The sequence below is a fragment of the Alicyclobacillus cycloheptanicus genome (assembly GCF_028751525.1).
Classification (GTDB): domain Bacteria; phylum Bacillota; class Bacilli; order Alicyclobacillales; family Alicyclobacillaceae; genus Alicyclobacillus_L; species Alicyclobacillus_L cycloheptanicus.
The window spans coordinates 2593519-2619950 of the sequence record NZ_CP067097.1; the positions used below are offsets into that span (position 1 = coordinate 2593519).

The window sequence follows — 26432 nt, forward strand, 5'->3', positions numbered from 1 at the left end:
GTTGACGAATGCAACGGAAGACGAAGGGGCCATCCAGCGTTCACCGGCGCAGCGTGCCGGGAAGCCGGATGAAAACCTCCCGCCGTGGCGCGAGACGCCGCTCGACCATTGGTCGAAGGAAATCGACCCTGTCATCATGGCGGGCGATGAATGGGCAAGTCAGGACCCGGGCGTCGACCCGGGGGCAAAGCGCATTCAGGAAGGTCTGGGCGGCACTCGACCCGGGGAGATGTTCATGCATCCCCAGCACGACACGACGTATGGCTTGGAGGAGGACGTATTTACGTCGGAAAACACCTCAGGGAGGAACGATGTCGATGCATCAAATCATCAATGAACTCCAGCAAATCCAGCACCAGATGCAGCAAATCACGCAGCAGTGCCAAGCGCTGGAAAACCACCTGCAGCGCGTAAGCGGTGAAGTGCAGATGGCAGAACGTCAGCAGCATCAGCAGCAAGCGGGGATGGGTGCGCAGCGGGGGTATGAGCAGCCCGCCTTCGCAGGCGGCAGTCGTTACGCGACACAGCAGCCATACGGTACATCGTATGGATCATCGTACGGCGCTTCCTACGGTTCTTCCTATGGCTCGCAATACCAGTCAGCCGCAGGTGCTGCTGGTTCCGCTGGGTCGCAGGATCCGTCATCGTACCCGTCTGCCGAACGCTCGACAGGTGCTTATGCCAGTCAGGCACTGTCCGCGTCCACTTCATTTGGCGGATCCCGCTCGTCCAGCGTATCCAACAGTGCCTCCGCAGCCCAGTCTGGTCTGCACGCGGTGAACCAGAGTTCCATCCAGGCGGCGCTTCAGGCGGATGCCGCACCGCGCAGCGGACAAACGGTCGGCCGTCAGTCCGAACAGCCCTCCTATGGCCGCATGATGTAATCACACTTCCGGGGTGAAGGCAGGCGGGTGTCCGCCTGCCTTTCTTACGTTGTCCGCCCGGCATCGTTCACGACCAGGCACGACCAGGCGGGAAACGCACAGCCGGAAACGCGCACGCGTTCTTTTCTTAACCCCTTGGGCTGGTGTATGGTGGGGAGGAGGTGAACGGAATGACGGCGGAGGCAGCGAATGGGCGCAAACGGCGGCGCTGGTGGACAAGCATCATCCTTCTTTGTTGCCTGCTTGCGGCCGCGGGGGTGTGGTGGCTGGTGCACCCGAAGGCACCAGCCGTTCAACTGGTGACCGTGCGGCGGCAGACGATGCAAAATCAAATCTTTACGGCCGGCACGGTGAAACCGACACAGCGGCAGGTGGTGATGATGGACCAACTGTCCGCACCGTTCGACCATTTTGATGTCGCCACCGGGCAGACGGTCCAGTCCGGCCAGGCGCTCATCACACTGGAGAACAGCAGTCAAGCGGCGGCATTGACCGCTGCAAGGCAGACGGAAACCAGTGCCGAAAACACCCTGGCCCAGGCGCAGGCAGAGTATCAGGCTGCTTCTGCGGTGATGAAGCCGCAGTTGTATGCGGCCGTCGCAAACGCGCAGACCGCGCTGGCGCAGGCACAGGCGCAGCTGAATCAAGCCCAGGCCGCCTACAACGCCACGTTTATTCGCGCTCAGTTTTCTGGCACCGTGCTGACCGAGAACCCAGGCGGGCTGGATTCGCAGGGGAATGCGGCCCCGCTGTTGGAGTTGGTCGGCCGCCAAAACGAAGTGGTGTTAGATGTCTCAGAAGTGGACGCGGTTCACTTGCGCAAGGGGATGTCCGCGGACATCACCAGTGAAGCCTTTCCCGGGAAAACCTGGACGGGTCACGTTCAGACCGTGGCCAGCTTTGCGACGGAAGATAGTTCCGGCACCGGACAGGTAGAAGTCGATGTCGCGGTGCCAAAAGGGTTTCCGGTGCCGCTGGGCTATCAGGTGAACGTGAACATCGTCAGTGCTTCGCACACCAAGGTGCCGGTCATTCCGTATGACGCACTGGTCCAGCAAGGGTCAGCCTACGAGGTATTTGTCTATCGTCAGGGCCGCGTGCAAGCGCAGTCTGTCACCCTGGGCATCACCGGTACCGATGCGGTGGAAGTCACCCAAGGACTCACGCCGGGCGAGCAAGTCGTCCTCAATCCACCGTCAGGCCTGACGAACGGAGAGGCTGTGAACGTCCGTGATTGAGCTGTTCAACGTCACCAAACAGTACCGTGTGGGGACGGAAGTGTTGACCGTGCTGCGGGGTGTCGAGCTGACGATTCGCGAGGGGGCGTTTGTCAGCATCATGGGGCCGTCGGGCAGCGGTAAATCCACCTTGATGCACATCATGGGCTGTTTGGATGTCCCCACAGCGGGGCGTTACGTGCTGCGCGGGCAGCCGGTCGAGTCGCTGTCTTCGAATGAGCTGGCGCGCCTGCGGAACCAGGAAATTGGCTTCGTTTTTCAAAACTTTCACTTGCTGCCGCGGATGACGGCCCTGCGCAATGTGGAACTGCCGCTCATTTATGCCGGTGTACCCAAGCAAGCGCGGCGCGAACGCGCCATGGCGCTGCTCGAAGAGGTTGGACTTGCCGATCGCGCCTTCCACCTTCCCAACGAGTTGTCCGGGGGACAGAAGCAGCGTGTCGCCATTGCACGCGCGTTGGCGAACCGCCCCGCCCTCCTGCTGGCGGACGAGCCGACGGGCGCGCTTGACTCCACGACCGGGCGGGACATCATGGCCCTCTTTCGGCGACTGAACGAGACCGGTGTCACCGTTGTGGTGATTACACATGACGTGGACGTGGCGCGCGTCGCCGACCGCGTGATTCGCATTCAAGACGGTCAGATTGTCGACCAAGGAGGTGTATCGGCTTGAATGCGCTGGAACTGGTGCGAGCTGCCCTTACCTCGCTGCGCGCGAATTTGCTGCGGTCCCTCCTGACCATGCTCGGCATCCTGATTGGTGTGGCATCCATCATTGCGATCGTCGCCATTGGACGCGGCGGACAAGCCGCCATCGTGTCAACGATTGAAAGTGAACGGGTGCAGAACACCATTCAAATCATCCCGTCTGAACTGGTGACGCCTGGTCTGCCGCAGCCTGGTGACGTACTCCAGTTTTCCCAAGCCGACTTTGACCTCGCACAGACGTTTCCAGGGGTGCAAAGTGTGTACTATACCTTGACCGGCGAGGCCGACATTCAGACGGCGCAAAAAACGGTCAGCGCGGCGGTCGACGGCGGGCCCAGCTATCTGGATGAACTGGGGCACTTCACCGTCGTGGAAGGGCGGATGTTCAACGATACCGACGTGATCGCCCATCGCAAGGTTGCGCTTGTCAGCCAGTCCCTCGCGCTCAAGCTGTTTGGCCGCTTGAATCCCATCGGTCAGTACGTGGAGGTCGGGGGGACGCCCCTGCGCATCATCGGGGTCACCCAGTCCACGCAACTGAATCTGCTCGCGGGCATTCTCGGTTCGGATGCGCTGTATCTGCCGGCCACCACGTGCAGCGATTTGTTTCCTGGGTGGGGCATTACGGAGATGGACATCCAGGTCAAACCAGGTGTCGACAAGACAGAGCTGTCGCGGCGCATCGTGATGGCGCTCAACATTCACGCGCACAACGCGCAGGCGTTCGAGGACAGTTCCGGATTTTTGGCGGGCATCGAGAAGACGGTGGGGACCATCACCGCCATTTTGACCGCGGTGGTCGGTGCCATTGCCGGCATCGCGCTGCTGGTCGGCGGCATTGGCGTGATGAACATCATGCTCGTATCGGTGACGGAGCGGACGCAGGAAATCGGTATCCGCATGTCGCTGGGGGCGACTCGGCGCGCCATCTTAACGCAGTTTTTGGTGGAGTCGGTGGTCATCACGATGATTGGCGGAGGGCTTGGCATTGCACTGGGGGTCCTGGCCGCTGCCGTGGTCCATTGGACCACCCCCCTGCCGACGGAGGTTTCGTGGTGGGTCGTGGTGGGAAGCTTTCTGTTTTCCGGTGTCATTGGCGTGCTGTGCGGCTTGTACCCGGCCAACAAGGCCGCGCGGCAAAATCCGATTGATGCGCTGCGCTACGAGTAGACCAAGGGGCCAAGCAGGGTGGGCCCCTCTCCAGAGCGGCGAACAGGACGCCGCCGACGCACGTCGATTCCGCATACAGCGCATTGCGTCCGCGTTCAGCGCGTCGTTCAGTGGCTGATGCGCATCGCGCGCAGGCGGCGAACGCGTTCCTCCGTCGGCGGGTGGGTGCTGAACAGCTGCACAATCGACTGACCGCGCAGCGGGTTGACGATGAACAGGTGAGACGTGGCCGGGTTAAAACCGCTTGGCACCTGCCGCGCGTAGGCTTCCAGGTGTTCCAGCGCGTCCGCTAACGGGTTTCCATCCCCGACCAGGCGCGCCCCTGTGGCGTCCGCCTGATACTCGCGGGATCGTGAAATCGCAAGCTGAATGACCGTTGCTGCGAGCGGGGCCAGGATAATCATCGCGATCTCGGCCAAGGCGTTCCCGCCGTCCCGGTCATCCCGGTCGCCCATGCCGAACCACATCCCCCACTGCAGGATGTTGGCGATGTACGTAATGACACCCGCCAACATGGCAGCCATCGAGCTAATCAGAATGTCCCGGTTGCGCACGTGACCGATTTCGTGCGCAAGCACGCCTTCCAGCTCACGGCTCGGCAGCACGCGCAGAATGCCTTCGGTCACTGCCACCTTGGCATGTTTCGGATCACGACCGGTTGCAAAGGCGTTTGGCTGCGGCGACGGGGTCACGTAAATCTCCGGCATCGGCAGTCCCGCGCGCTGGGTCAGCCGCCGAACGATGGCGTAGACTTCCGGCAGTTCGCGCTCACTGACCGGGTAGGACCGTGTCATGGCGATGGCCATGCTGCCGCTCGTCCAGTACGCGATGGCGTTCATGGCAATGGACAGCACCAAGAAGAACAGCATTCCAGCGGCGCCGCCAATGAACCGCCCAATCAGAACCAGGATGACCGTTAAAATCCCCATCAGTATCCAGGTTTTCAGCGTGTTCATGCAGGAATCCTCTCCTTGTTCTCTATTGTACTCGGCCAATCCCTTGCTGGCAAAAGGAGTCGGATGTTCGATCGGTGGACACGGCCGCAAGGCCGCACCGGCATTTGTTTGCCCCCGCTCGTTCCGTTATACTAATGGACGACAACCATCCGCAGCATGGCTACGGGCAACAGGATTCCATAACCGGGTAGCGCGGCTGCGCTGGAAGGAAGTGCTTGGGAATTGCGGCTTGGTGTGAACATTGAATACGACGGGAAAAACTATGATGTCCTGGAACTGCCAGTCGATGGATTTCTACACCTGGTTCACGGGTTATCCAAAGAACAGTATGACCGGATTGATGAAACATTTGCAGCCTTTTGGCCCGACCCGACGGTACGGCGCCATCACCTGCTGTCGTTCGTCGCCGATCAACTCGGTACATCACTCGATTTTCTCCTATTAAATAGAGAGACGGTTCGTTTCCATATGGACGATTTGCAAGCCTATATAGAGGAACACACCAAGCAGGGGAATCGTCCGTCATAGCCGGCCCCAGGGTCGATTGAGGGGAAAGGTCTTCATGAAGTCGTTTCCGGAACAATTTGTGTTTGGAGCAGCCACGTCCGCCTACCAGATCGAAGGTGCCGTTCAGGAGGGTGGGCGTGGTTTGTCCATTTGGGATGTGTTCAGCCACACGCCGGGCAACGTCAAGAACGGAGACACGGGGGACACTGCCTGCGACCACTACCACCGTTACCGAGAGGACGTCCAGCTGATGCGCCAGCTGGGGCTGCAGAGCTACCGGTTTTCCATCGCCTGGCCGCGGCTGTTTCCCAGCGGACGAGGTGCCGTCAACGAAGCGGGACTGGACTTTTATAAGCGCTTGATTGACGCCTTGCTCGACGCTGGCATTGAACCGATGGTCACCCTGTACCACTGGGATTTGCCGCAGGCGCTTCAGGAAGCGTTTGGCGGCTGGACGTCCCGCGACACAGCCAAGGCGTTTGCGGATTATGCGGACGTGGTATTTCACAGGCTGGGCGACGTGGTGCCAAAGTTCATTACCGTCAACGAACCATGGTGCAGCGCGGTCTTAGGCCATGCCTTCGGGCAGCATGCGCCGGGCGTGCAGCGTCTGCGGGCCGCGGTTCAGGCGGCGCACCACTTGCTGCTCGCGCATGGGCTTGCGCTCGAGGCGTTCCGCGATGCGGCACTGCACCATGCGAGCATCGGGATCACGAACATTGTCTGCGACAACGTGCCTGCGTCCGATCGGCCAGCGGACATCGCGGCGACGCAGCGGATGGACGCTTTGTTGAACCGCTGGTTTTTGGATGCGCTGCTGCGCGCGCGGTACCCTGACGCATTGGAACCCTTCGGCGTCGCGGCTGTCATTCAGCCGGGCGATTTTGCGAAGATTGCCGCGCCGGTCGACTTTTTGGGTGTGAACTACTACCAGTGCAATGTGATTCATGCGAACCCCAGCGACCCCTTGCTGGGCGCCGCGATTGTGCCGCCGCAGGGGGAAGTGACGGGCACGGGCTGGGGGGTGCATCCGGAGGGCTTGTACCGCGTGCTCAAGCGCATCCACAGGGAATACGGCGCGATGGCGATGTACGTGACGGAGAATGGTGCGGCCTACGAAGACGTGGTGGATGCGGGGGAGATTCACGACCATCACCGTATTCGCTACCTGGCCAGGCATCTGGACGCGGTGCGCAGGGCCATCGAGGAAGGCGTGGATGTGCGGGGGTATTATGTGTGGTCGCTGTTGGACAACTTCGAGTGGGCGGAAGGATATACGCCTCGGTTTGGCATCACGTACGTGGACTACGCCACGCAGGCCCGGATGCTCAAGGACAGCGCCAAGTGGTATCAAACGGTGATTACCGAGCGGTCACTGGCCTCGTCTGCGGCGGCGGGGGATTTGGATGACCGTCACGGCGAATCCCTGGAGGCAGGCTCATGAGCCGCGTCTTCGTTCTCGCTGCCGGCAACGAACGGGGCGGCGGCGCATCGCACCTCGTGACGTATGCCAGGGCACTGAAGGCGAGCTCGTCACCTCTCGCAGACAACATTGTGTTCGTGATTGCAGGGGATGGATACCTGCGCGAACGCCTGGAACCGGTCGCCGCGCACGTGGAGATCATCAACGGTGCGCCGCGGGCTGCCATCGCGGCTTTGACGGCGCTGCTCGCACGGCATCCCGAGGCGCATGTGCACGCGCACGGTCCTCGCTGGAACCTCATCGCCAGCCGCGCTTCGCGGGCCGCACGGAGGTCTTGGACGGCGACGATTCACAGCCATCCGAAGACCGACTTTCTCACCAGCCGGTGGAAATCGGTTGTCCTGCCGAGGCTGAACCGCCTGGCGCTGCGGCGAGCGGCCGGCTTGTTTGTGGTACATCCACAATTTGCCCAGCTGTTTCCGGACAAACCGTGCAGGTTTGTGCCCAACGCTGTCGAACCAGTACAGCTGTCGCAACCAAAGGAATTCTACCGGAAACAACTGCGTGATCGGCTGAATCTTGCAGAGGATACCCTCGTCGCTGGCACGGCGGCTCGACTCGACAAGGTGAAAGACCTCGATACGATGATTCGTGCCTTTGCGCTGCTCCCGGCCGACCGGCACCTGGCCATTGCTGGCGATGGACCGGAGCGTGACCACCTTCAGGCGCTGTGCCGGACGCTGGATGTTCAGGACCGGGTACACTTTTTGGGCTTCATCGACGATGTCCACACCTTTTACGCCGGACTGGACGTCCACGTGCTGTCCTCCATCAGTGAAGGAACACCGACGTCGGTGCTGGAGGCGGGATGGCTTCGTGTGCCGAACGTCGGGACGGACATTCCCGGGCTCACGCACTTGATTGTCAATGACGAGACGGGATGCACGTGTCCGGTTGGCGATGCTGCAGCGCTCGCCGCAGCACTCTCCCGGGTGCTGGACCATCCGGAGCGCGCCGTGGCTTATGCCGCTCGATTTTACGATACCGTTTTGCCGCGTTTCCTGCCGTCGCGCATGGTGGATGCATACTTTGAAGGATATGAGACATTTTTCAGGGAGCGTGAATGACTTGAAGGTCTTGGTCACCGGGGGAAGCGGCCTCATCGGCACCGCGACGACACAAGCGCTGCTGGCAGAAGGACATGACGTGGTGAATGTCGACCGTGAGCCCACACGGGTTGCCGTGCGGCACTACAACCTGGATGTTGCGGACGCGGTTGCCGTGCGGGAAATTTTTGAGAAGGAACATCCAGATGCCGTGCTTCATCTGGCAGCGCAAATTAGTGTACCGTCATCTGTTGCGGATCCGTTGAGAGATATGCACGACAACATCCAAGGTGCCCTGTCTGTTTTCGAAGCGGCACGTCACACGGGAACGAGGCGTGTCGTGCTGGCGTCGTCGGCGGCCGTCTACGGAAACGGTGCGGTGCCGCCGATTACAGAAGAGGTTCCCCTCGAACCAAATTCGCCGTACGGGGTCTCGAAAGTTGCGGGTGAACTGTATCTGCGGGGTTTCTACCGAGAATTCTTTACGTACGCGGTGCTGCGCTACGGCAATGTCTACGGTCCGCAGCAAAGTTATCAGTCGGGCGCCGTGATCGCAAAAATGGTACACGATGCCTTGACGGAGCAGTGCATCCACGTGGACGGCGATGGCACGCAGGAGCGGGACTTCGTGCATGTTCGGGACGTGGCCCATTTGAACGTGCTCGTGCTGACCAACCCGCAGAGCTTTGTGGCCAATGTGGGTTCTGGGCGGCCGGTACAAATCATGGATATCGTCCGCGTCATTCGGGAGGAACTGGGACAGTCCGTGACGGTCCAGCATCATCCAACGCGGCCGGGCGACATCCACGCCAGTTACTACGATGCGGCGCGCATCCAGCGTCTCTTGCAGTGGAAACCAAGCATCAGCCTGCGCGAAGGCATTCGGCAGGTCATTGAGGCGCAGCGCCGGTAAGGAAAATTGAGGCATCTGCGGATTCTCACCGGCTGGCGATGGGTCATATGCTGAAGCGTCAAGAAACTTCAGCGCGCTGAATTTTCTTGTTGCAAATTGTCGGTCGTGGTCTTATACTATCATTCGTAATCTCGGAAGGCCGTCGGGCCGCTGTTTTATTTATGACTGAACGGAGACCGGCTTCACTTAAAGGGTTAGGACCTCGAAGGACTAACTTTCCCCCGTGGTGAATGACCGGATTCCGCATGCCTGCAAAAGGCATGGTAATTTGCTTGCATAGGGGGAGTATTTGTCATGGACACAATGGGGCGTCATGTCATTGCTGAATTGTGGGGTTGCTCAGCTAACAAATTGAACGATTTACACAACATTGAACGCATTATGGTCAACGCAGCATTAGAAGCTGGCGCAGAAGTTCGGGAAGTTGCCTTTCACAAATTCGCGCCTCAGGGTGTCAGTGGCGTTGTCATTATTTCTGAGTCGCATCTAACGATCCACAGTTTTCCTGAACACGGATATGCCAGCATCGACGTATACACTTGTGGGGATCGCATTGATCCAAACGTTGCGTGTGACTATATCACGAAGTCGCTCGGCGCGACTCGTCTGGAATCGATTGAAGTACCTCGCGGCGTCGGTGCCTTTCAATTGGAGGACGTCCGCGTTCGAGCCTTCTAGAGCTCGTTATTTGCATCAAACGCAGGCCTTAAACGACTTCCGGTGAACAGGATTGCCGTCTTGGCGGCACACAAAGCAAGCGAGAGGACATGCCTCTCGCTTGCTTTGTGACTGCGGCCGGACGGGCTGCAGGTTCAAACAGCTCGTCCGGGGCGGCGCAGCTGTGATGGAATCGCGTGACGGCAGCCTAGTCGTGCTGCGAAAACACGCGTTCGTGGTGGGTCGGCAAGGGGCGGTCCATCAGAATTTTGCCGTTTCCGGCGTCTACCACGACGAAAAACTTGTCCTGGTCATTTTCTGCGATGGCCATGTAGACGAGGTTCGTCCGAATGTTGCGCAGTTGAATGTCGTCGACTTTCATTCCTGGGTGTGCCGCCAGAACCGCTTTCTTGGCTTCCGCTGTGGAACACTTTGCATACTTCTGGAGTTTTTCCGTGTAAGCCGCTCGACTGGCGACGTAGGCTTCACGGAGCACACTGCGGGACAACTGCACGCTGGACTTAATGTCTGAACCGTGGCCTGGGTGTTCATCGGACATCTCAGGCCCGCTGGTCGGTGCGACGCGGCCGACAACTGCGCCCGTGCTTTGTGCAACGGCCCGCATTTCTGCATGACCGCCGGCTGGTGAACTGTGGTGGCGCCAAAGTGAATCAGCTGCCCAGGCTGAGGGCGTTGACGCGACCAGGCAAACCAGTGCTGCAGTACCCATCATCCATTTTTTCATTGAATATCCTCCTCACGGAAAAGCTATCCATAGCATGTCCCGCAACAGGGAATATATGTATCAAAATTTCCACTTGATTTTTGTGGGGCAAACTCCGTATAATAAGCGATGTTGACGCCGCGGTTCGGGCGTCGAAAGAAATCCCGATTTGAAGGGTTCGCAAAACGGGTCATGGGGAATTAGCTCAGTGGGAGAGCACTGCGCTGGCAGCGCAGGGGTCAGGGGTTCGAATCCCCTATTCTCCACCAAAAAACGGAGAGCCTTTGGACACCGGAATCTGTGTTCGAAGGCTCTTTTCCGTTGTGCACAGCTTTTCGATTAGATGACCGTGCTTCTCTTTTTAGCTATTTAGCTATATAATAAAATTGTCTCACCAATCGTCATTGCGATACGGCCAGGAAGGGTTTGATGGGCGATGAATGAGCGTGTTTTTAAAGCGATGTCGGACGCGACACGGAGGAAGATTATCGAATTGCTGAAAGACGGCCCGAAAACCGCCGGTGAAATTGCCAGTCACTTTTCACACGCACAGCCGACCATCAGCCGTCACTTAACCGTTCTCAAAAATGCGGATTTGGTGGTCGATCAGCGGGAGGGCACGTTCGTGATTTACAGGCTGAACACTACGATTTTGCAGGAATGGCTTGCATGGCTCTTGGAACACTTCGGAGGTGGCGACCATGAGGAAGACCATGAGGAATAAGAAGACCGCAATGCCTTGGTGGGGCTGGCTTGCGTGGATCATTGCACTTGTACTGGGATGCTTTGCGTACGTTCATCTGCCGGCCCAGGTTCCAAACCATGTTCAATCGACTGGAAGGCCGGCCTTGTTGATTCCGCGACTGTTGGCGGTGGTGTACGTACCCGCACTGATGCTTGCCGCCATCCTCTTGTGGCATGTGATATGGAAGATTGACCCGAAGAAGAGCAATTACGAGTCGTTCTGGCCGACGTATCGATATATTGGCGGCGTCATTGTGGTATGTCTAGGCTTAATTTATCTGGCAACGTTAGGACATCTTTTGCACATCGGTTCCATTCGTGTCGTGCCAACCATGATCGGGGTTATGTTCATGCTCATCACGAACGTATTACCGCGTCTGCGTGCCAACTGGTGGATTGGCATTCGTACGCCCTGGACACTATCCAGCGAACAGAGCTGGATTCGTACCCACCGGCTCGGCGGACAATTGGGGATTCCCATGGGGATTCTCATCATCGTTCTTGCCTGGGTCCTGCCTGTCGGAAAAACCACTGCACTGGCTGTTTTCGTGCCGGTTCTTTTGTGGGCGCTCTCGACAATGGCGGCGTCGTATTTTTACGCGAAAGAGAGGTAAGTGGACGGACAAAGGGCATCGATGCGGTGGTAGGGGCAGGGTTGTTCACCGTGATGGCCCGACTGGCATTGATAGATGGGTAACGCGGCGGAGGTGACCAGGCAGCCGTGTTGAGAGGATTGAGCAAGAATCGGACAGGATTCGTCTAACAAGCATGACCTGAGCACCTGCTATCATGAATGCGCGAGGTCGAACTGGCATCCTACGACCGTCCGGCCGCAAAGGTCAAGCTCAAAAGACAGGTGAGGAGTGGAATGGACATGAGCGTAGCGGGCAAGGTTGCGATTGTCACCGGAGCGTCGCGCGGCATTGGCAGGCAAGTGGCCATTCAGCTGGCGAGACTAGGCGCCAAAGTAGTGGTGAACTATGCCTCAAGCCGTGAGAAAGCGGACGAAGTCGTGACGACGATTGAAAAACTCGGAGGCCAGGCAGCGGCGATTCAAGCCGACGTGAGCAAGGTGAGCGAAGTGGAGGCCTTGTTCTCAGAGGTGCTGAGACGGTTCGGGCACGTCGACATTCTGGTCAACAATGCTGGCATCATGGAAAACCATGCAATCGAAGACGTCACAGAGGAAATATTCGATCGGCATTTTGCCATTAACGTGAAAGGGACCTACTTCGCTTGTCAACAAGCCATGAAGCACATGGCGCCAGGCGGTACCATCCTTAACTTCTCTACTTCCGTATCGGGTGCGATGCTCCCAACCTACAGCGTATATGCGGCAACCAAAGGTGCGGTCGAGCAGTTGACCCGTCAACTCGCCAAGGAATTCGGTCCGAAAGGCATCGTGATCAACTGCATCGCGCCAGGGCAAGTCGCAACCGAATTGTTTTTGAGCGGGAAATCGCCGGAGCTCATCGACTCCTTCCGGCGAATGAATGCGTTCGGAAGGCTTGGTGAGCCCGAAGATATCGCGAACGTGGTCGAGCTGCTGGTCAGCGACAAGGCGCGGTGGATCACGGGGCAGACGATCCGTGTGAACGGCGGCTTCAATTGAACGGGAGAACGGGCGCATTGGCGGGATGGTCAGGGACAGGAAGAGCCTCGGAGCCATGGAGGATGCTTCGGGGCTTCCTTGTACAAGCCGTCTGGTGGCTCATCGCATCGGATGCGGCACAAGTCACCAGAAGGGTAGGAGGAATAGTTGACATGCGGCGCGAGAATGTTGTATAGTCATGACTGTTCCACTCGTTAAGGCTCGGTAGCTCAGTCGGTAGAGCAGAGGACTGAAAATCCTCGTGTCGGCGGTTCGATTCCGTCCCGAGCCACCAGTTCTCGATGAAGAACGATGATTTTACGTGCGGAAGTGGCTCAGGGGTAGAGCATCGCCTTGCCAAGGCGAGGGTCGCGGGTTCGAATCCCGTCTTCCGCTCCACAGTCGCGGATGACGCGATTCTCACCCTAGGGGTCCCCCCTCGGGGACGCCAGGGAGTGGGAAACCATCCCAAGCTGGAATCCGTCATCCGCCCTATTGTTTACGGCGCCATAGCCAAGTGGTAAGGCAGAGGTCTGCAAAACCTCGATTCGCCAGTTCGAATCTGGCTGGCGCCTCCAGAATATTCCATCCCTCTGAAATCCGCGCTGTGGCGCGGATTTTCTCGATCCAGGGCAGTTTTGGATCTGGCCTTCAAAGGGATTGTGGTGTCGAGGTATCGGCCTGGAAAACACGGAACCTCGACTACGAAATACATAACCTCGAATCTGTCTGCCTTCCAGAAAGGTGTGCATATTCCACCAATTGGAGGCGGCTGAGTGTGGCAAAAGAACGTGAAACAGGTAGCAGTAGTGCAATGGTGCCGGTAAAACGAAAGGGGGTTCGTTTCCGTTCTGGCCAGAACAGCAAGCCGGCACAATTGACGATCCGTCAGGCGTTCGAAGTGTTCTATCAGGCCAAGGCGGGCCAAAGGTTGCGAGAACTCACCCTGCGAGACCATCGGCAACATTTCGAATACCTCATGGAGTGGCTAACGGAAGCACATCCGGAGATACAATACATCAGCGAAATCACTTCCCAGACAATTCGTGAATACGTCCATTATCTATCTTTTGAAAAACCACTCTACGAGGGCCACCCGTATCTTGAGAAGGTCATGGAGGGAAGGAAAGGGCTGGCCCCTGGTGCAGTGAATGTGCGAATCGCTACCTTGAAAACGATGTTCCGGTGGCTGGCTAACGAAGGGATTATCGCGACCAATCCAACTCAAAACTTGAGCCGTCAAAAAGTAGATGAAGACCGAATCGGCGCTTTCACGGATGAGCAAGTGGAAGCGTTGCTGGCCCAACCTGACCGGCGCACTTATGCGGGGTTTCGTGACTATGTCGCCATGGAACTCTTGTTACAGAGCGGGATGCGACTGGGCGAACTGATTTCTCTGGAGGTCAGCGACATTGATTTCGGGACTCGGTTGATCACACTAAAGGGAGCGAAGAACAAAAACCGCAAAGTACGTGTCATCCCCATTGCTCCAGAGATGATGCGGCTGCTCATTGAGCTGATAAACGAAAACAAAACATACTTTCCCGATGCCACGCGGGTTTTCTTGACGAACTACGGTGGGCCACTGTCTAACTTTTCAGTGAAGAACCACATCAAACAATACGGGCAACGTGCGGGCATTGCCAACCAAGTCCGGTGCAGTCCGCACACCTTCCGGCATACCTTCGCCAAGAACTTTCTCATGGCGGGCGCGGATATTATCGCGCTCCAGCGTATCCTGGGGCATTCGTCTATGGAAATGGTCAGGAAATACGTCCAGCATCGCCCCGAGGATTTACGCGAGGCCCATGACTTGTTTTCTCGCAGACAGGTCACCATTCGACGGCGTAAATAGGGATTGTGCGGGCTGCGGAAGTTCAGAGACCCTTCACTTGAACCGGGGCACGGTGCGCCGATGACACCCTTTGTCGTGCCGTGCTCCACTTGCCCTTAGGCGGCGTTCGCCCGTCACTCCTGATAGCCAGGGAAAAGAGGAAGACCGGACGAAATATCGCGTCAGCCACGATGCCCGGCTTGTGAGCATTTGGGAACCTGAAACGAATCATCAGGGTGTCTAGCGACACAGTCACACTGCGGTGCCGGAGTACTGCAAAAGCCAAGTGATTAATGTTCTTCCCTTCTTCTTCTCCCCCCTCTTGGCTGGGGAGTACAGTTCAATTGACAACTACGAAGTACGGTGAGAACAACTACAAAGCAAGCACTACTGACAAGAGAGGGCGTTTTTATGCAACAGAACAGGGGGCCGAGGCAATATAGTCCGTTAGACCGGTGGTTCAGGCCAGTGTCGCATTCGCCACTGACTGTCGTAAATTGTTCGAAATATGGTTCGGAGCACGTTTTTCTGGTTTTCTGACACGATGTTCATGGTGGATTCCGCTGTTCCGACGTTTAGGGCTGGAAAGCGATGGCACGGAGGCGGAGCCAGGCAAAACACCCCCTGTGGGTTCTCGTGGTCGGGTTTCCGGGGTGGCCGAATTCCGTTATATTGATGGCGAAATGAAGTCATTCGTTCGGGTGGATGATTCATGCGGATTTGGGACTTTGTCGATACGAGGTGGGTTCTCCTCGGGCTTGCTGCGTCTCTGATGTTCGGCACAGTTGATGCAATAAACGGCGACTTGCCCGACTTGTTCACACAGGTACTCTTTGGACTGTGGGACTTGTATATCCTCAAGAAGCATGACGAGGGCTCGAAATGACATAACGGATGTACCAGGGTGGGGTAACGATGGAGTTCGATGCACGCGACGGAATCGAAGCAATAGCCGAGTACCTGCGTGTACTGGGTTACCGTAGGGTTGAGCCAGATCGAAACAGTTCCGAGTTTCCCCCTCATACTCAGGACACCGGTTCAGGGGATGATGACTATCACTCCATCACAACCGGTGCCGGAGAACCGCTACCCTACCTGAATGTTAATGTTCCGGCACAGAGGCAGCTCGCGCTCAATGTCATTGCACAGATCATCACTTTCCTCTGTTCCGAACAACAAAGAGCTACTCGTTCCAAGGGAATCGTTCTTTGGCTGGTTCCTACGGTAGACGCTTGCAACGATATTTTGGCTTGTCTCAGGGATCGGGCCCATGAAATACATCGACACTTCGATCACTGGACACTAGGTAGCCCCAATATTTCGACGCTGGGCGAGAGAATCAAAAAGCGAGATCTTCTCGATGCGTTATCTATCTTCGTACTTCGCTTTCCGCCGACGGAACAAAAAGAGATTCGGCAGCTCTACGACGATATTGGCGGATATGGATACGAGTCCTTCTTTCCGGACGAAAATCTGAACTACTTGCATCGACGACTTCTGGACAGAGTTCCCAACCTCGACCACTATGAACCCACGCCGGGTATCCCCTGGGACGATGTAATGATCAAGACGTCTTTGGCGAACGTGTTCCGGGTGACAAAGCCAATCGCGATATTGGACGAGTGGGGTGGTGGCACATTCAACGACGAGGCGATTGCGCGGGCCTGTGACCTGAATCCGTCGCTGCTTGTTCGATTCACACCGACCCCAGGACGAATCGTGCTGCGGGAAGACAATGATTCACGGGGGTAGCGTGAACTAGCGAGTTCTCGCAAATTCAGCCGGAGAATGCCTTTACATTCACTGCCGTCCTCTCCTGCTCGCGTGCCTTCGGTTTTATGACAAGTTCAAATGTCACTTTCTCCCCCGGTTCAAGGTATCGAAAGCCCTCGCCATGTATCTCGCTGAAGTGTACCCAAACATCGTCTTCGCCCTCAACTGAAATCCAGCCCCATCCTTCTTCCTTGTAAAACGACTTCACTACTCCGGTTCGGCTCTCCATTCTACTCAATCCCTTCGGCAGGTAACACGATACCGTGTCCGTCGTCTATTTTATCAAGGACTCAGATAAAGGGGGCAATTGTACGCGCGGGACGTGGAGCAGAATTGCAGCCATATTCTGTCTCTCGCTTGTCGGACTTGCGGGATGTGGGCTAACAAACAACGTGGCAGAAACATAAGTAGCCAGTGCACCAGACGATGCGCCACCGCAAATTGACGGCACCATCTCATCGATTGAACCAGGTGATCCGTCTTAAGTGACCCTGACCAACGTAACGGAGTTTGGCAAGGGGAGTGGGTGGACTCAGAAACCCAAAGAAAAGTAACCGGACAATGACGGGCGAGTTCCTGTAAAATGGCTCAGTATCGGGTAGAGGTTTGCCAGGTACTCAACGGCAGGATTATCTTTCTCAAACTGCTGAGGCATTGTTTGTGTGAGTTTAGTCATGATGTAGGAGACAATGTCAGTATCTTGCACGCCATTTCGATTGTAAATCGGTAAGGAAGAAGTCAAAGCCACTGACGCCGTTTGCAAATCTTGAGTTGCTAAATTGTAGAGTGTGCCGGCTGTGGAATGGGATGAGTTACTTGAAATCCTGTGGATGTCCTCACAGGCGCCCGATAGATAGCCGACAAAGCCACTCATTGCAAGTTCGTCTGACGCCCGCAATACACCAATCGGCAGGGCTATTTCCCTCATAATCAACATGCCGACGAGACGATACACGAGAGGATACAGGCCAGCCCAACCCGCCAAGGCACGTGACGCATCGGATAACCTCCTCGGAATTCGCATCTCACGTAAATCTTCTATGATGCCGGGACAACAATGAATCCTTCGCGGATTACCTCGTGGTGAACGTCAACAATCGGTGGCGCACCGACCCGCTTCTCTAGTCCTCTCGATACACTTTCGGCTGCAATGCCGCAAAGCATGGCGTCCACCTGATCCACACTTGGACGAATGATGGAGTTGCACGAATAACCCATCTTCTGAATCAGCCCCCAAACCAGATCGATGTACTCAAGAGGGTTCTGGCGTTTAGAGGGGATGTTCTTAACACTGGGTTTAAGTCCAAACAAGGATTACAACGCAAATCGAGGATACGTTTCAAAGATGACTGGCTGTTCGCCTTTGCCTTTTGAGGTGGGACTAAAACCGTAAACTGTTCCCTCGTCGCGTTTGAGCACGCTCCAAAAGAGGGCAACGCCCAATTGAACCAGAGGTGAACACATCAGGTTCCCCAGAAGTAACTCGGCTCTGTCGTGAGCCATGCGTTTGGTTGGCGTTTTGGCTTCCAAGTCGGTCGATCGACAGGGTTTATCAAGCAGCGGTAGTCCTTGAGGACAGTCGAAGCCAATGTGAGAAACAGGAACATCGACTGGCGGATGGGGTAATGATGCGGAATCCGGGTTCGGAACATAGGCATCGAGAACGAATTCCCTCGTCTCGGTGTCCAGCCACGCAATGTAACTCAAGGTCTTCTTTGATCCACAATCGACGCCACATACCAATGCCATCAAATGCCCTCCACATTCAAATACTCTCACTGTTCCTGATGAATTCAGTCCACGTACCATTGGTGTATTTAGGCAATGAATGGGGAATCCCTGCTGCCCTAGGGAAGTTTGAGCGGTGGGTGTGTCAACCGTGGGGAAAGGTGCTGGGGAGTACCACTCATTGCCCAGCCATTCCTGTAGAATGGAATTTGCGTGTTTAACAGCCATGATCGCGATTACATAGGAGGAAAGAAATATGCACGCCTGTTTATCCTGTTTTTCCATGTTCAAAGCAGAAATCATCCGCGACATTCCGCAAGAATCGATACGAGCATCTGTAGAGGATGAAGAGTCGGAGTTTGGCATTCTGTGCCCGACAGCCGATTGCAGTGGTCAGGTCATTGAGATTGACGAACTCATTCTGCTATCCATCTTTGTGCTCAACTACAAGGGATACGTCACGAAGAACTGTTGTGCCGGACACATCAACCATCAGGTTGCGGAAACGTACATCATGTTCGCCCCGGGCGTAAAACTGCCTGATCTGCCCCAAGGGTTCGTTCAGGACGAACTCGAGGAAGGCGAGAAACGGGACCATTTAACTATTCGCAAGTTGCACGATTCCAGTGACCGGATTGGTTCCATTCTTCTTACCAACAAGAAACTCTACGACTGGACACGGGGACTGCCAAACCTCAACGAGGAGCACATAGAACAAGGGTCGGAAATCGACCACCGTCACAACGAACTTCTCATCATGCGGATGCTCGCGATGGGCTTCTCGCCTTACAAGCAAAACATTCCACTGCTGATGAAGAAAAAGACAAAGTAAAGCCCCCCATAATGTGGGGCTATATGCTTAGAGCAATTGGATCAATCCACTGGTTCGACATCGACAACAGACACCCAGCGGGAGGAGGGCCAGAACTTCGTTTGATTGATGACGATTCGATACACGCCCTCAAATGCCGTGCCGACATTGTAGATCATGCCTATCTTGACACCTTCACAGTTGAGACCGCGCCGAATTGAGTCATCCAAGGAGACAATGCGAACCCGCTTGGGACGACGATTATTTTGTAAGGAATCCATGTTGGCTCGCCTCCGAAATATGGTCATGGCCCATCAGGTTGAAGTTGGACATAGGAGACCGAGATCCTGCTGCGTCGATCATTGTGCGGGTTGTTCACAATCTCTCGTGAACAAAGAGGCATCAACTACTCGCTGAGGGCCACATAGCTGGGGTTAAACCAAGTGCTATTCATATATGTATGAAATGGACTTCCTGACTTCCTCTTCCTCGACCACACTCCAATTCAAAAGACAATGGAGCATCAGCCGGAGAAACGAAGCATTTTTCTCGGAATCGTCCATTGTGCAGGGTTTGGACGATATTTGGCTGAATTTCAGAAAATGTATAGTTGCTTGGGACGAGGCGATCGGCCTGGGGCGCGCCCAGGAGTCAGTACACGCAGGCAATCCAAGGGGCCCGCCTCCGTTGTGAACACTTCAACGTGAACAAAACAGTCGGGGGGCCTGGCATAGTCCCCTGTTTTTCGAGGAGTAGGAGGAGAAAAGAGTGGAGGACTTATTTGCGACGTTACACGAGTTGGAAGTGTTTCATACGAAACCTGAAGTCAGGGCGATCCCGGAGGAATTGGCCAAGGTGCTCGCCGACGAGTTCTTTGAAATCGGCAGTTCCGGTCGAATCTTTTACAAGAGTGATTGTGTGGTGGAAGGCGGGATCGGACAGTGGGATGTGAGCATGTCTGATTTTCAGATGCATCCGCTGGCAGAGGGTGTCGTACTGACCACATATCGGATTGAGGACAGGACGAGGCAGCGCAACACACTCAGGAGTTCCATTTGGAAACTGATTGATGATCGGTGGCAAATGGTGTTTCATCAAGGCACGATAGAGCAAGTTTGACCGGGCTGGCACGACTGAGGGCGAAGGAGAGTACGCCGTGAAGCACGGGAACTTGAGGGCTGTTGTCGGGGCTGGCGAGTTTATCAACAACCCGGGCTGGATGCACACGCAAGAATCGGAATTGAACTTGTTAATAAGGGACGATTGGGTACGGAAGTTTGCACCCAATACAGTTGAAGCGATTTTGGCAGAGCATGTGTGGGAGCACTGACGATGGGGAGTGTCCATAGTGCCGACGGCTTACAACGTTCAAGCGGATTTCCAGAGTGATTGGATTGCGATACTGCGTCGCCATTTGACCTCTTGGGGATATACGGACGAACCTTCACTGTCACAGGAGACAGTGTCCTTTCGGTTCTTCAACGTCTGGCGCCGGCTGGTTCTCCCAATCCCGCGTACCGTGGTGTTTTCGAGGGAGTTCACATGCCCGCCGGAACTACAAAATGGGCTCGATGCGGTCATACAGAAAATAGAGCAGGGAATTGACATCAAACCGCATTTAAGCACTAACATCCTAAAGCCGGATTATAATGATGCTCTACTCAATGACTGGGGTATTCATCATCTCCATTTAGGAACTGAGATTGACGCGGCAGGTTTTGCAAAACGAACCGGGCCGGTGCTATTCGTTAGATTTGATACTACACATGCCTATTTGATTGATGTGATGGGTCATGGGAGCTGGGCGAGGCAAGACCTCGTCAGAATCCTCCATCGCAATTGGCCGGAATCAATAAGTCGATACAGGATGGCATCAACTCTTGCGTTAGCACAACCACTATCTGATGATGATTTTCGGCGATTGCGCCATGGGAATGTTCAGAGCTTTGTTGAGGTTGAACCGGGAGTTGTATACGCCCCCATCGGTGGCGGTTACTCCACCAGTGGTATGAGTTTCGAAGTCGTTAGTATGTCTGATCGTTACTTCATGCGTGTAAGGCAATTAGAAGCACAACTGCGGCAGAACATACCATCGTTTGTGTCTGCATGCAGACAAGTAGGCATCGAACCCTCCCAGAACCTGTCTTTTCGATTTGTCACGGATTTTACTACCGCCCGCGCAGTGGAAGCCAATTCTGGAGTAATATTCACGCTAGGAACGCTTTAGACACAATAGCGGTGTCACTTTTGTCCACGTCGGTATTTGCGTAGAAGTCCCAAGGGTATTGGTGGACTGTCTTGTTTCAATCTTTCACCGGAGGGATCCTTTCCGTTTATGGTGGCAGTGATAAAATGGAATTACCTTTCTCGTCGTGGAGTGGGACCTGCTTCGTGCAGGTCCTTTCCCGTTTGCCTGCTTATGCATCGACTTGATTCTCTGTTAGCGGCTGACACGGCGGGATTGTAGTGGATCCAACTGCGTCAGGTTCCGTGCCATCCTCGCCTTCGGCTACGGGGCGCCACCGGCGCTTTTTTTGAAGAACGTGTGAAACATGAACGGGCGGGCACTGCGGCTCATTGTCCGGCGTTTCCGCCGCCCAACTCACCTTGCGCTATTGCGCCCTTGGATTATCAGGGCGGTCGGGCGCCGTTCAGTTGTCCAAGGATCCCTTCAGCGCCACATTTGCCGCATGCAGTAAAGTCATCACCCGCGATCTTTCACCTTTGGACGAGTGGGAACGAGACATCAAAGAAGTTGTCCAAGGGGTGTCCGGGAACTTCGACGAGCATACCAAGAGTGACTGGATCAGAACTTGGGACATGGTCCAACTGTTTACCATTCGCGGGGAAACAAAAGACATCAGCGCCGAGTATGTGTGGTGCAAAACTGTAAAAATCTACGTCTTTGTGTTCTTATCTTGATATTCTGCCTCCCCTGGCCTCGGAAAGCGGTTTTGTGAACAACGGAGTGCGTAGAAAAGGGCCCGGCAACCGTCGTACGTCGATTGCGCGGACCCAAGCCAGGTTGCAAAGGGTTCCGATTACGCGCGGCCAGTCCCGAAAACGCATTTTGCCTTTTCAAGCACCCGCTGGTACTTGCGGCGATTCTGCCGCCCTCCGCAAACTTTGAACAGTTCGTCCGGTTCGTACGCCTGTACCAGTAACCATTCGCCGATTCCTCTCCGCCCAAGCATCCACTTGCTGATTCGGATGCTCTCGCCGGCCACCTCGTTGTGAACATTGACCCGGATTTGCTGAATCTGAGCTTTCGATGGGTCCAGGAACATTGCACCGTTCTGCTTCGTGGACACACCGTATCTTTTGCCCTCAATGATGCTGATGGCTCCCGTGTTGTTGAGTGCTTCAAGGTTCTTTTGGATTGTCGTAAAAGACATCTTCGTGATTTTGTGGAGATAGTGGTACGCTGCGAGAATGTACCCGTCGTTCGTTAGCAGGGACTGCTCGGCGAAGCGGGTGAGGATGTAGAGGGTGACTAGCAGGTGGAAGCGCTTCGTGTTGATGCCCGCTCGTCCCATCGCGAACCGGGCAACCCCGTGAATCTCGCCGACTGACAGTTCCACCATTTGAGCCACGAGCGCCGGGTAGCGCCAAACGCGCTCGACCATGTCTTCGACTTCGAGCAGGTGCTCGTCCAGCGGCGTCTCAATTTGCGTGCCGCACCGTGGGTAGAGGACATCGCGAGACCAGTTCGTCACCTTTTTCAGGGCTTGTTCTTTGGTGTGTGTCGAGCGGAGAAGCGTCAGGAGGCGGAAGGTTGTCTCGTTGCGACCGGCGTCCACCAGGCCCTTGCGGAGAATTTCTTCGATTTCCTCCTGCACAGCCGGGTCAATTCCGGTTGCGTCCACGTTGATTTCTTCGTCCAGGGCTCCAAAGCGTGTGAGGAGCTGCTCAATCCGCGCCTCTTTACGGCGAGTACCGACTTCATCGCCGTCCTGCACCTTGATTGCCTTGGTCTCTTCATACTCTGCTCGAAGGCGTGCCCGTTCTTCGCGTTTTCCCCGGTGTTTTGCTGCTCTCTCCAACTGTTCTGGCGCCTTTTCTTCCTGTTCCGCCAACGCCTTACGTGCCGCGAATTCCATGTACTTCTCTGCGCACTCATGGATGATTTGCGGATCGGCATTGAACTCGATGCCGAGGAAGTAGTCGTATGGGTCACGCACTTCAACGAGTTCGTTGCCGACCACTTGCAGGTAGCCCGCAAAGAATCTTGTTCGCTGATGAAGGGTGAGAGGAAGTTTGGCTGGCTGCCCGGCACTTTTGCGCGGGCGGCACTCGACATCTGGGCGGGCCCGCTTGTTCTCGGCCTTTACTCGGTCAATCACCGGCTGAATCAGTTTTCGGATGCCACAGCAGTCCATGACGTAGTGATGAAATGCCTCGAATTCAGGGGAGGACACGCCGTCATTGTTTACAAAAATCTCTACATGGAAGCCCTTCCCGCCGCTGTAGGAAATGTGCGACTCGATGCCGAGGGAAGAACATGCACGCCAAATGGCGATGGTGGCGCGCCGGGCGACGTCTGCGTCCGGAATATCGACATCGAAGAGGCCCCAACGCACGCCGATAGCACTCGTTTCATCCGGCGCCCGGAACTGAGCGGCAACCGCGTACGTATCCTCGCCCTCTTGTGTGAGATGTCCTTCAAGGAGTTTTCGCGTAACCGCAATTGTGCCCCGATAGTGTTTGTCCCTCGGGATCTTCTTGCTGTGGTATTCCACCACGATGTTTCCCGTTATTTTGCTCCGGTGCGGACCAAAAAGCATACGGGTGTACTGCCCGCGAAACCGAACCATCTGAATGAGTTTGTCGATGACCTTGTTACGAAGTTCCGCGTCTTCACGGATCCGTTTGAGATGCTGCTCCGGGTTCGCGTAACTGGGGAACTGATGCTGGTGCGAGCCGTACTTGGCGTCAAGAACTGCTGCTGTTAGTGCCAATGTAATATTCACTCCTCGTTGTGTGGGGAAAAATCGCCGGCCCGATTGGCCGACATAAGGAGTGAAGAAAGGTCGAACTAGGATGCCACGTGAGTACTTACGGGTAAGGCGTGTGGTTCGGTTTACGAGGTGCGTATGTAGTTGTATCACTCTGCTTGTTCGGTTTCTTTGGTCGTGACGAGAAGGGCGATTTTCCTCGCGCGACTGTTTTGTGAATGAGGAGTTAGATGGCAGATGGAGATTTCTTATTACATTTACTGGTGGCTGCTTTGGTTCATAGAAAGGAATGTGTTTCAGCGGGCGAAACAGTAGGCAAAACAGGTGATCTAACAGTGCAGGACGGTTGGTAAGCTGTTCTTTCAAAGTGTCAAAGAGGATGTCGCAGAGGTAGGACAACTGGAGCTTCATCCATATTGTAACAGGTGTGGGTCGGCAAAATCCACTGAAATGGCTATCACAGACGAACAAATTGTTGGTGAGTGAGCGGCATAGTTGACTGGCTTCCTACGCCTTCTGAACGCAGTGCAAAACTGTAAAAATCTACGTCTTTGTGTTCTTCCTGAATCCGTGACGGCTTGACCAATTTGCTGTTTCTGTGGGCAAAAGTGGAAGAAGTTCGGCGCCTACGAAGTTGCCCACGGTGGTCGTTCCGGTGTTGGTCATCGAGTTCGCATGTCATGCCGCCTTTGGAGTGACGAAGTCCCAAACCCCCTGGTCTTGGGAGCTTTCGGGAGGTTGAAATTCCAGTTCGACGGCCGCCTTGTCGTCACGAGAAGGTCAAATACAATCTTCGAAACGTGGGAAGCCACCGATTGCCACGGCCCAGTTTTAGCTTTGTCTGCCGGGCATGCCGGACCATCTTGGCGGCCAGTGTCATCAAGTTTTGAATCACCGTGCGAATCCGGCGGCGTTCTACCTTTTTGCGCAGCGGTGAATCACCCCGTTTGAGACTTTCCTGGCCTATCACCCGCAATAGGTTATATGCTACGACGACGAAGTGCAGGACCAGGCTATTCGTCGCAAACTTACCGGAGGGCAGCCGTTCCGCATCCAGGTCTGTCTTGATCTCGCTATGGAACTGCTCCATGACAGCGTGTTCCCGATAGAGTTGAATGATGACCGCCGGGGCGTCCGGTAGTGACGTCCAGTAGGCGCTAACCTCAATCTCCGGTACGAGCAGCATTTGCCCGTCGGCGGTTGTCGTACGTTCAATGACTTCAAACACCATGCGAACTGGCTGAGACACACTTTTGACCGGGCAGAGTAGCGAGCCCTGATAAACCTTCTTTCCGGGACGAGGCTCCTCGCAGGTTCCATGTTGCTGTGCAGTGATCAGCCAGGCGTCAACGCTCTCTTTCCGCAGGTTTCGCTTGATGATGAAATCTGCCTTGCTGTCCTCCGCCTGGCAGATTGCAATGTTTTCGGCACTGTCATTCCCTGCATCCATGCGTACGAGCAGCGGTAGGTCAGTTACCTGTCGAGCGTATCCGATGCTCTCTCGCAGGAAGGCGGCGGTTCCTTTTTGGACATGTGTGCTGCCTTCCCGAAGCTGAACATGGACAGCGTATCCCTCTTGACCCAAATAAGCGAAGATGGGGGCGTACCCGTCCAGTCCCTTGTATGTACGAGAGACGCCTTCCTTCTTGGTGCCCGAGTTGTCAAACGGCGAGACGTCGATGTCCAAAGGGACGTAGAAACGATGATCGGAGTCCTGTCCAAGCACGATGGGGCGAAGTGTCACTTCCAACGTTTTCAGCAACTTTGCCGACTCTTCCAGGAGAATGGACTCCCATCCGGATTTTCCTGCTGCCATGTCAATGCGTTGGCGTAATGTAGGGCTGGAGGGTACACTCTGAATCTGCAGCGCATCCAGGAAGTAATCATCCTCCCGGAAGGGTTCGATATGGTCGAAGTCGGTTTTGCCTTGGCAAAGCAAGCCAATATACGCATGTGCAATGTCCCAGTTCGAGATTTCTGGAGTTCCCATGCCGTCTAACCGAGTTTGATTGAGACGTTCGCCGATTCGAGTCTTTTCAAGGAGCAACCCAATCAACGCCATACCTGAATGGGTAACAATGACTTCATCGGATTCCTCAATAATAAAACGCAAAAGATCACCCCGGCGGTGAAGCGGATCTGGAGGAGCACAGCCCCAACTATCCCTATTCTACCGGAGAAAACACACGTGTTGGCGGGGTTCTACGGGTCAAGCCGCCACGGATTCAGGTTCTTGTCTTGATATTCTGCTTCCCTTGACCTCGGAAAGCGGTTTTGTGAAAGTCACGGTGTAGAAGCAGAAACAAGGGGGGATTGGTACGGAATCAAGCAATACGGGGAATGGGTCAATGCCGAATTTCAGTGGAGTAGGTAAACCGGTACAGAATCAAAGAGCGTTGTCGGCCGTTTGGGAGGTGGCAAGGTGATTCGCCGTCGGGACAAATACGATGTTGGGTTAGTATCGTATGGATTCTAACAGTGCTTATTTGGCTGTTGACACTCATGGCGGCATTTGCAATTCGGGGTATTGAGGCGCTGAGTATCCTTGTGGTTGCGATTGTTTATAGCATTCTAAACCGGTTAAAGACAAAACATCGGGTGATTCGCGTTATTTTGGCCATTCTAATCTTGTTGGCCGTTTTATGCGCAGTGGTTCTCGTTTGCGACATCATAGCAGCATACAATGCGACTTCAAGATCGTGATTGCCGC

The 26432-nt window shown here is 55.4% G+C and carries 28 protein-coding genes, 4 tRNA genes and 1 pseudogene; 25 read left to right on the plus strand and 8 right to left on the minus strand.

The window, feature by feature from the left end; all coding sequences use genetic code 11:
• Position 1: 1 nt before the first annotated feature.
• The 5 genes from JI721_RS11840 (at position 2) to JI721_RS11860 (ending at position 4000) form a co-directional block, all read left to right on the plus strand.
• Entirely contained in the window at positions 2–337 is a 336-nt protein-coding gene (locus tag JI721_RS11840; protein ID WP_274455089.1) for a DUF3905 domain-containing protein, read from the plus strand.
• The gene (locus JI721_RS11845; protein WP_274455090.1) at positions 318–884 is read left to right on the plus strand and encodes a hypothetical protein; all 567 of its coding nucleotides are present in this window, start codon (positions 318–320) and stop codon (positions 882–884) included. The genes JI721_RS11840 and JI721_RS11845 overlap by 20 nt, the downstream gene beginning before the upstream one ends.
• A gap of 170 nt (positions 885–1054) precedes the next feature.
• Positions 1055–2122, plus strand: a complete 1068-nt coding sequence (locus JI721_RS11850) for an efflux RND transporter periplasmic adaptor subunit (protein ID WP_274455091.1) — start codon at positions 1055–1057, stop codon at positions 2120–2122.
• Positions 2115–2795, plus strand: a complete 681-nt coding sequence (locus JI721_RS11855; protein ID WP_274455092.1) for an ABC transporter ATP-binding protein — start codon at positions 2115–2117, stop codon at positions 2793–2795. Before JI721_RS11850 ends, JI721_RS11855 begins: the two co-directional genes overlap by 8 nt.
• Positions 2792–4000, plus strand: a complete 1209-nt coding sequence (locus tag JI721_RS11860) for an ABC transporter permease (protein WP_274455093.1) — start codon at positions 2792–2794, stop codon at positions 3998–4000. The genes JI721_RS11855 and JI721_RS11860 overlap by 4 nt, the downstream gene beginning before the upstream one ends.
• A gap of 107 nt (positions 4001–4107) precedes the next feature.
• On the opposite strand, the gene JI721_RS11865 is transcribed toward JI721_RS11860, so the two are convergent.
• Entirely contained in the window at positions 4108–4956 is an 849-nt protein-coding gene (locus JI721_RS11865) for a zinc metalloprotease HtpX (protein ID WP_274455094.1), read from the minus strand.
• A 222-nt stretch (positions 4957–5178) separates the two neighbouring features.
• Here JI721_RS11865 and JI721_RS11870 point away from each other — a divergent pair, with 222 nt between their 5' ends.
• The 5 genes from JI721_RS11870 (at position 5179) to speD (ending at position 9583) form a co-directional block, all read left to right on the plus strand.
• Positions 5179–5484 (plus strand): hypothetical protein, encoded by a 306-nt coding sequence (locus JI721_RS11870; RefSeq protein WP_274455095.1) that lies wholly within the window; start codon positions 5179–5181, stop codon positions 5482–5484.
• A 34-nt stretch (positions 5485–5518) separates the two neighbouring features.
• Positions 5519–6907: a GH1 family beta-glucosidase gene (locus JI721_RS11875; protein ID WP_274455096.1), complete on the plus strand. Its 1389-nt coding sequence runs from the start codon at positions 5519–5521 to the stop codon at positions 6905–6907.
• Positions 6904–8013, plus strand: coding sequence for a glycosyltransferase (locus JI721_RS11880; protein ID WP_274455097.1), 1110 nt, complete (start codon positions 6904–6906; stop codon positions 8011–8013). Before JI721_RS11875 ends, JI721_RS11880 begins: the two co-directional genes overlap by 4 nt.
• 1 nt (position 8014) lies before the next feature.
• Positions 8015–8905, plus strand: a complete 891-nt coding sequence (locus JI721_RS11885; protein ID WP_274455098.1) for an NAD-dependent epimerase/dehydratase family protein — start codon at positions 8015–8017, stop codon at positions 8903–8905.
• Positions 8906–9199: 294 nt separating this feature from the next.
• Positions 9200–9583, plus strand: coding sequence for an adenosylmethionine decarboxylase (speD, locus tag JI721_RS11890; protein ID WP_274455099.1), 384 nt, complete (start codon positions 9200–9202; stop codon positions 9581–9583).
• Between the two features lie 187 nt (positions 9584–9770).
• Here speD and JI721_RS11895 read toward each other — a convergent pair whose 3' ends face one another.
• On the minus strand, positions 9771–10307 hold the full coding sequence (locus JI721_RS11895) for a PepSY domain-containing protein (protein ID WP_274455100.1): 537 nt from the start codon (positions 10305–10307) through the stop codon (positions 9771–9773).
• A gap of 173 nt (positions 10308–10480) precedes the next feature.
• Here JI721_RS11895 and JI721_RS11900 point away from each other — a divergent pair.
• The 10 genes from JI721_RS11900 to JI721_RS11945 all read left to right on the plus strand — a co-directional run bounded on the left by JI721_RS11900 (position 10481) and on the right by JI721_RS11945 (position 16207).
• Positions 10481–10555: transfer RNA gene (locus JI721_RS11900), tRNA-Ala, on the plus strand.
• Between the two features lie 167 nt (positions 10556–10722).
• Positions 10723–11010, plus strand: a complete 288-nt coding sequence (locus tag JI721_RS11905; RefSeq protein WP_274455101.1) for an autorepressor SdpR family transcription factor — start codon at positions 10723–10725, stop codon at positions 11008–11010.
• A 127-nt stretch (positions 11011–11137) separates the two neighbouring features.
• Positions 11138–11644: an SdpI family protein gene (locus JI721_RS11910; RefSeq protein ID WP_274455102.1), complete on the plus strand. Its 507-nt coding sequence runs from the start codon at positions 11138–11140 to the stop codon at positions 11642–11644.
• A gap of 260 nt (positions 11645–11904) precedes the next feature.
• Positions 11905–12642, plus strand: a complete 738-nt coding sequence (locus JI721_RS11915; RefSeq protein WP_274455103.1) for an SDR family oxidoreductase — start codon at positions 11905–11907, stop codon at positions 12640–12642.
• A gap of 198 nt (positions 12643–12840) precedes the next feature.
• A tRNA-Phe gene (locus JI721_RS11920) sits at positions 12841–12916 on the plus strand.
• A 29-nt stretch (positions 12917–12945) separates the two neighbouring features.
• Positions 12946–13020: transfer RNA gene (locus tag JI721_RS11925), tRNA-Gly, on the plus strand.
• 104 nt (positions 13021–13124) lie between these two features.
• Positions 13125–13199: transfer RNA gene (locus tag JI721_RS11930), tRNA-Cys, on the plus strand.
• A gap of 200 nt (positions 13200–13399) precedes the next feature.
• Positions 13400–14476 (plus strand): tyrosine-type recombinase/integrase, encoded by a 1077-nt coding sequence (locus JI721_RS11935; RefSeq protein ID WP_274455104.1) that lies wholly within the window; start codon positions 13400–13402, stop codon positions 14474–14476.
• Positions 14477–15167: 691 nt separating this feature from the next.
• Positions 15168–15341: a hypothetical protein gene (locus tag JI721_RS11940; RefSeq protein ID WP_274455105.1), complete on the plus strand. Its 174-nt coding sequence runs from the start codon at positions 15168–15170 to the stop codon at positions 15339–15341.
• A gap of 29 nt (positions 15342–15370) precedes the next feature.
• Positions 15371–16207 (plus strand): hypothetical protein, encoded by an 837-nt coding sequence (locus tag JI721_RS11945; RefSeq protein ID WP_274455106.1) that lies wholly within the window; start codon positions 15371–15373, stop codon positions 16205–16207.
• Positions 16208–16232: 25 nt separating this feature from the next.
• Here JI721_RS11945 and JI721_RS11950 read toward each other — a convergent pair whose 3' ends face one another.
• From JI721_RS11950 to JI721_RS11960, 3 genes are all read right to left on the minus strand, one after another.
• Positions 16233–16457, minus strand: a complete 225-nt coding sequence (locus JI721_RS11950; protein ID WP_274455107.1) for a cold-shock protein — start codon at positions 16455–16457, stop codon at positions 16233–16235.
• A gap of 303 nt (positions 16458–16760) precedes the next feature.
• A complete protein-coding gene (locus JI721_RS11955; protein ID WP_274455108.1) occupies positions 16761–17252 on the minus strand; it encodes a hypothetical protein in 492 nt (163 codons plus the stop codon).
• A 290-nt stretch (positions 17253–17542) separates the two neighbouring features.
• Positions 17543–17977, minus strand: a complete 435-nt coding sequence (locus JI721_RS11960; protein ID WP_274455109.1) for a hypothetical protein — start codon at positions 17975–17977, stop codon at positions 17543–17545.
• A gap of 235 nt (positions 17978–18212) precedes the next feature.
• On the opposite strand from JI721_RS11960, the gene JI721_RS11965 reads away from it, so the two are divergent.
• Positions 18213–18788, plus strand: a complete 576-nt coding sequence (locus tag JI721_RS11965) for a hypothetical protein (RefSeq protein WP_274455110.1) — start codon at positions 18213–18215, stop codon at positions 18786–18788.
• A gap of 41 nt (positions 18789–18829) precedes the next feature.
• Here the strand turns inward: JI721_RS11965 and JI721_RS11970 are convergent, their stop codons facing one another.
• Entirely contained in the window at positions 18830–19048 is a 219-nt protein-coding gene (locus JI721_RS11970; RefSeq protein ID WP_274455111.1) for a hypothetical protein, read from the minus strand.
• A gap of 487 nt (positions 19049–19535) precedes the next feature.
• On the opposite strand from JI721_RS11970, the gene JI721_RS11975 reads away from it, so the two are divergent.
• The 4 genes and pseudogenes from JI721_RS11975 to JI721_RS11990 all read left to right on the plus strand — a co-directional run bounded on the left by JI721_RS11975 (position 19536) and on the right by JI721_RS11990 (position 21689).
• Positions 19536–19886, plus strand: coding sequence for a nuclear transport factor 2 family protein (locus JI721_RS11975; RefSeq protein ID WP_274455112.1), 351 nt, complete (start codon positions 19536–19538; stop codon positions 19884–19886).
• Between the two features lie 100 nt (positions 19887–19986).
• Positions 19987–20094: pseudogene (locus tag JI721_RS17300) on the plus strand (class I SAM-dependent methyltransferase); the annotation flags it as partial.
• A 21-nt stretch (positions 20095–20115) separates the two neighbouring features.
• On the plus strand, positions 20116–20994 hold the full coding sequence (locus JI721_RS11985; protein WP_274455113.1) for a hypothetical protein: 879 nt from the start codon (positions 20116–20118) through the stop codon (positions 20992–20994).
• Positions 20995–21344: 350 nt separating this feature from the next.
• Positions 21345–21689, plus strand: coding sequence for a hypothetical protein (locus JI721_RS11990; RefSeq protein WP_274455114.1), 345 nt, complete (start codon positions 21345–21347; stop codon positions 21687–21689).
• Between the two features lie 119 nt (positions 21690–21808).
• Here the strand turns inward: JI721_RS11990 and JI721_RS11995 are convergent, their stop codons facing one another.
• Positions 21809–23725: a hypothetical protein gene (locus tag JI721_RS11995; protein WP_274455115.1), complete on the minus strand. Its 1917-nt coding sequence runs from the start codon at positions 23723–23725 to the stop codon at positions 21809–21811.
• Positions 23726–24491: 766 nt separating this feature from the next.
• Positions 24492–25784 (minus strand): IS1380 family transposase, encoded by a 1293-nt coding sequence (locus tag JI721_RS12000; protein WP_274457684.1) that lies wholly within the window; start codon positions 25782–25784, stop codon positions 24492–24494.
• Between the last annotated feature and the right edge of the window lie 648 nt (positions 25785–26432).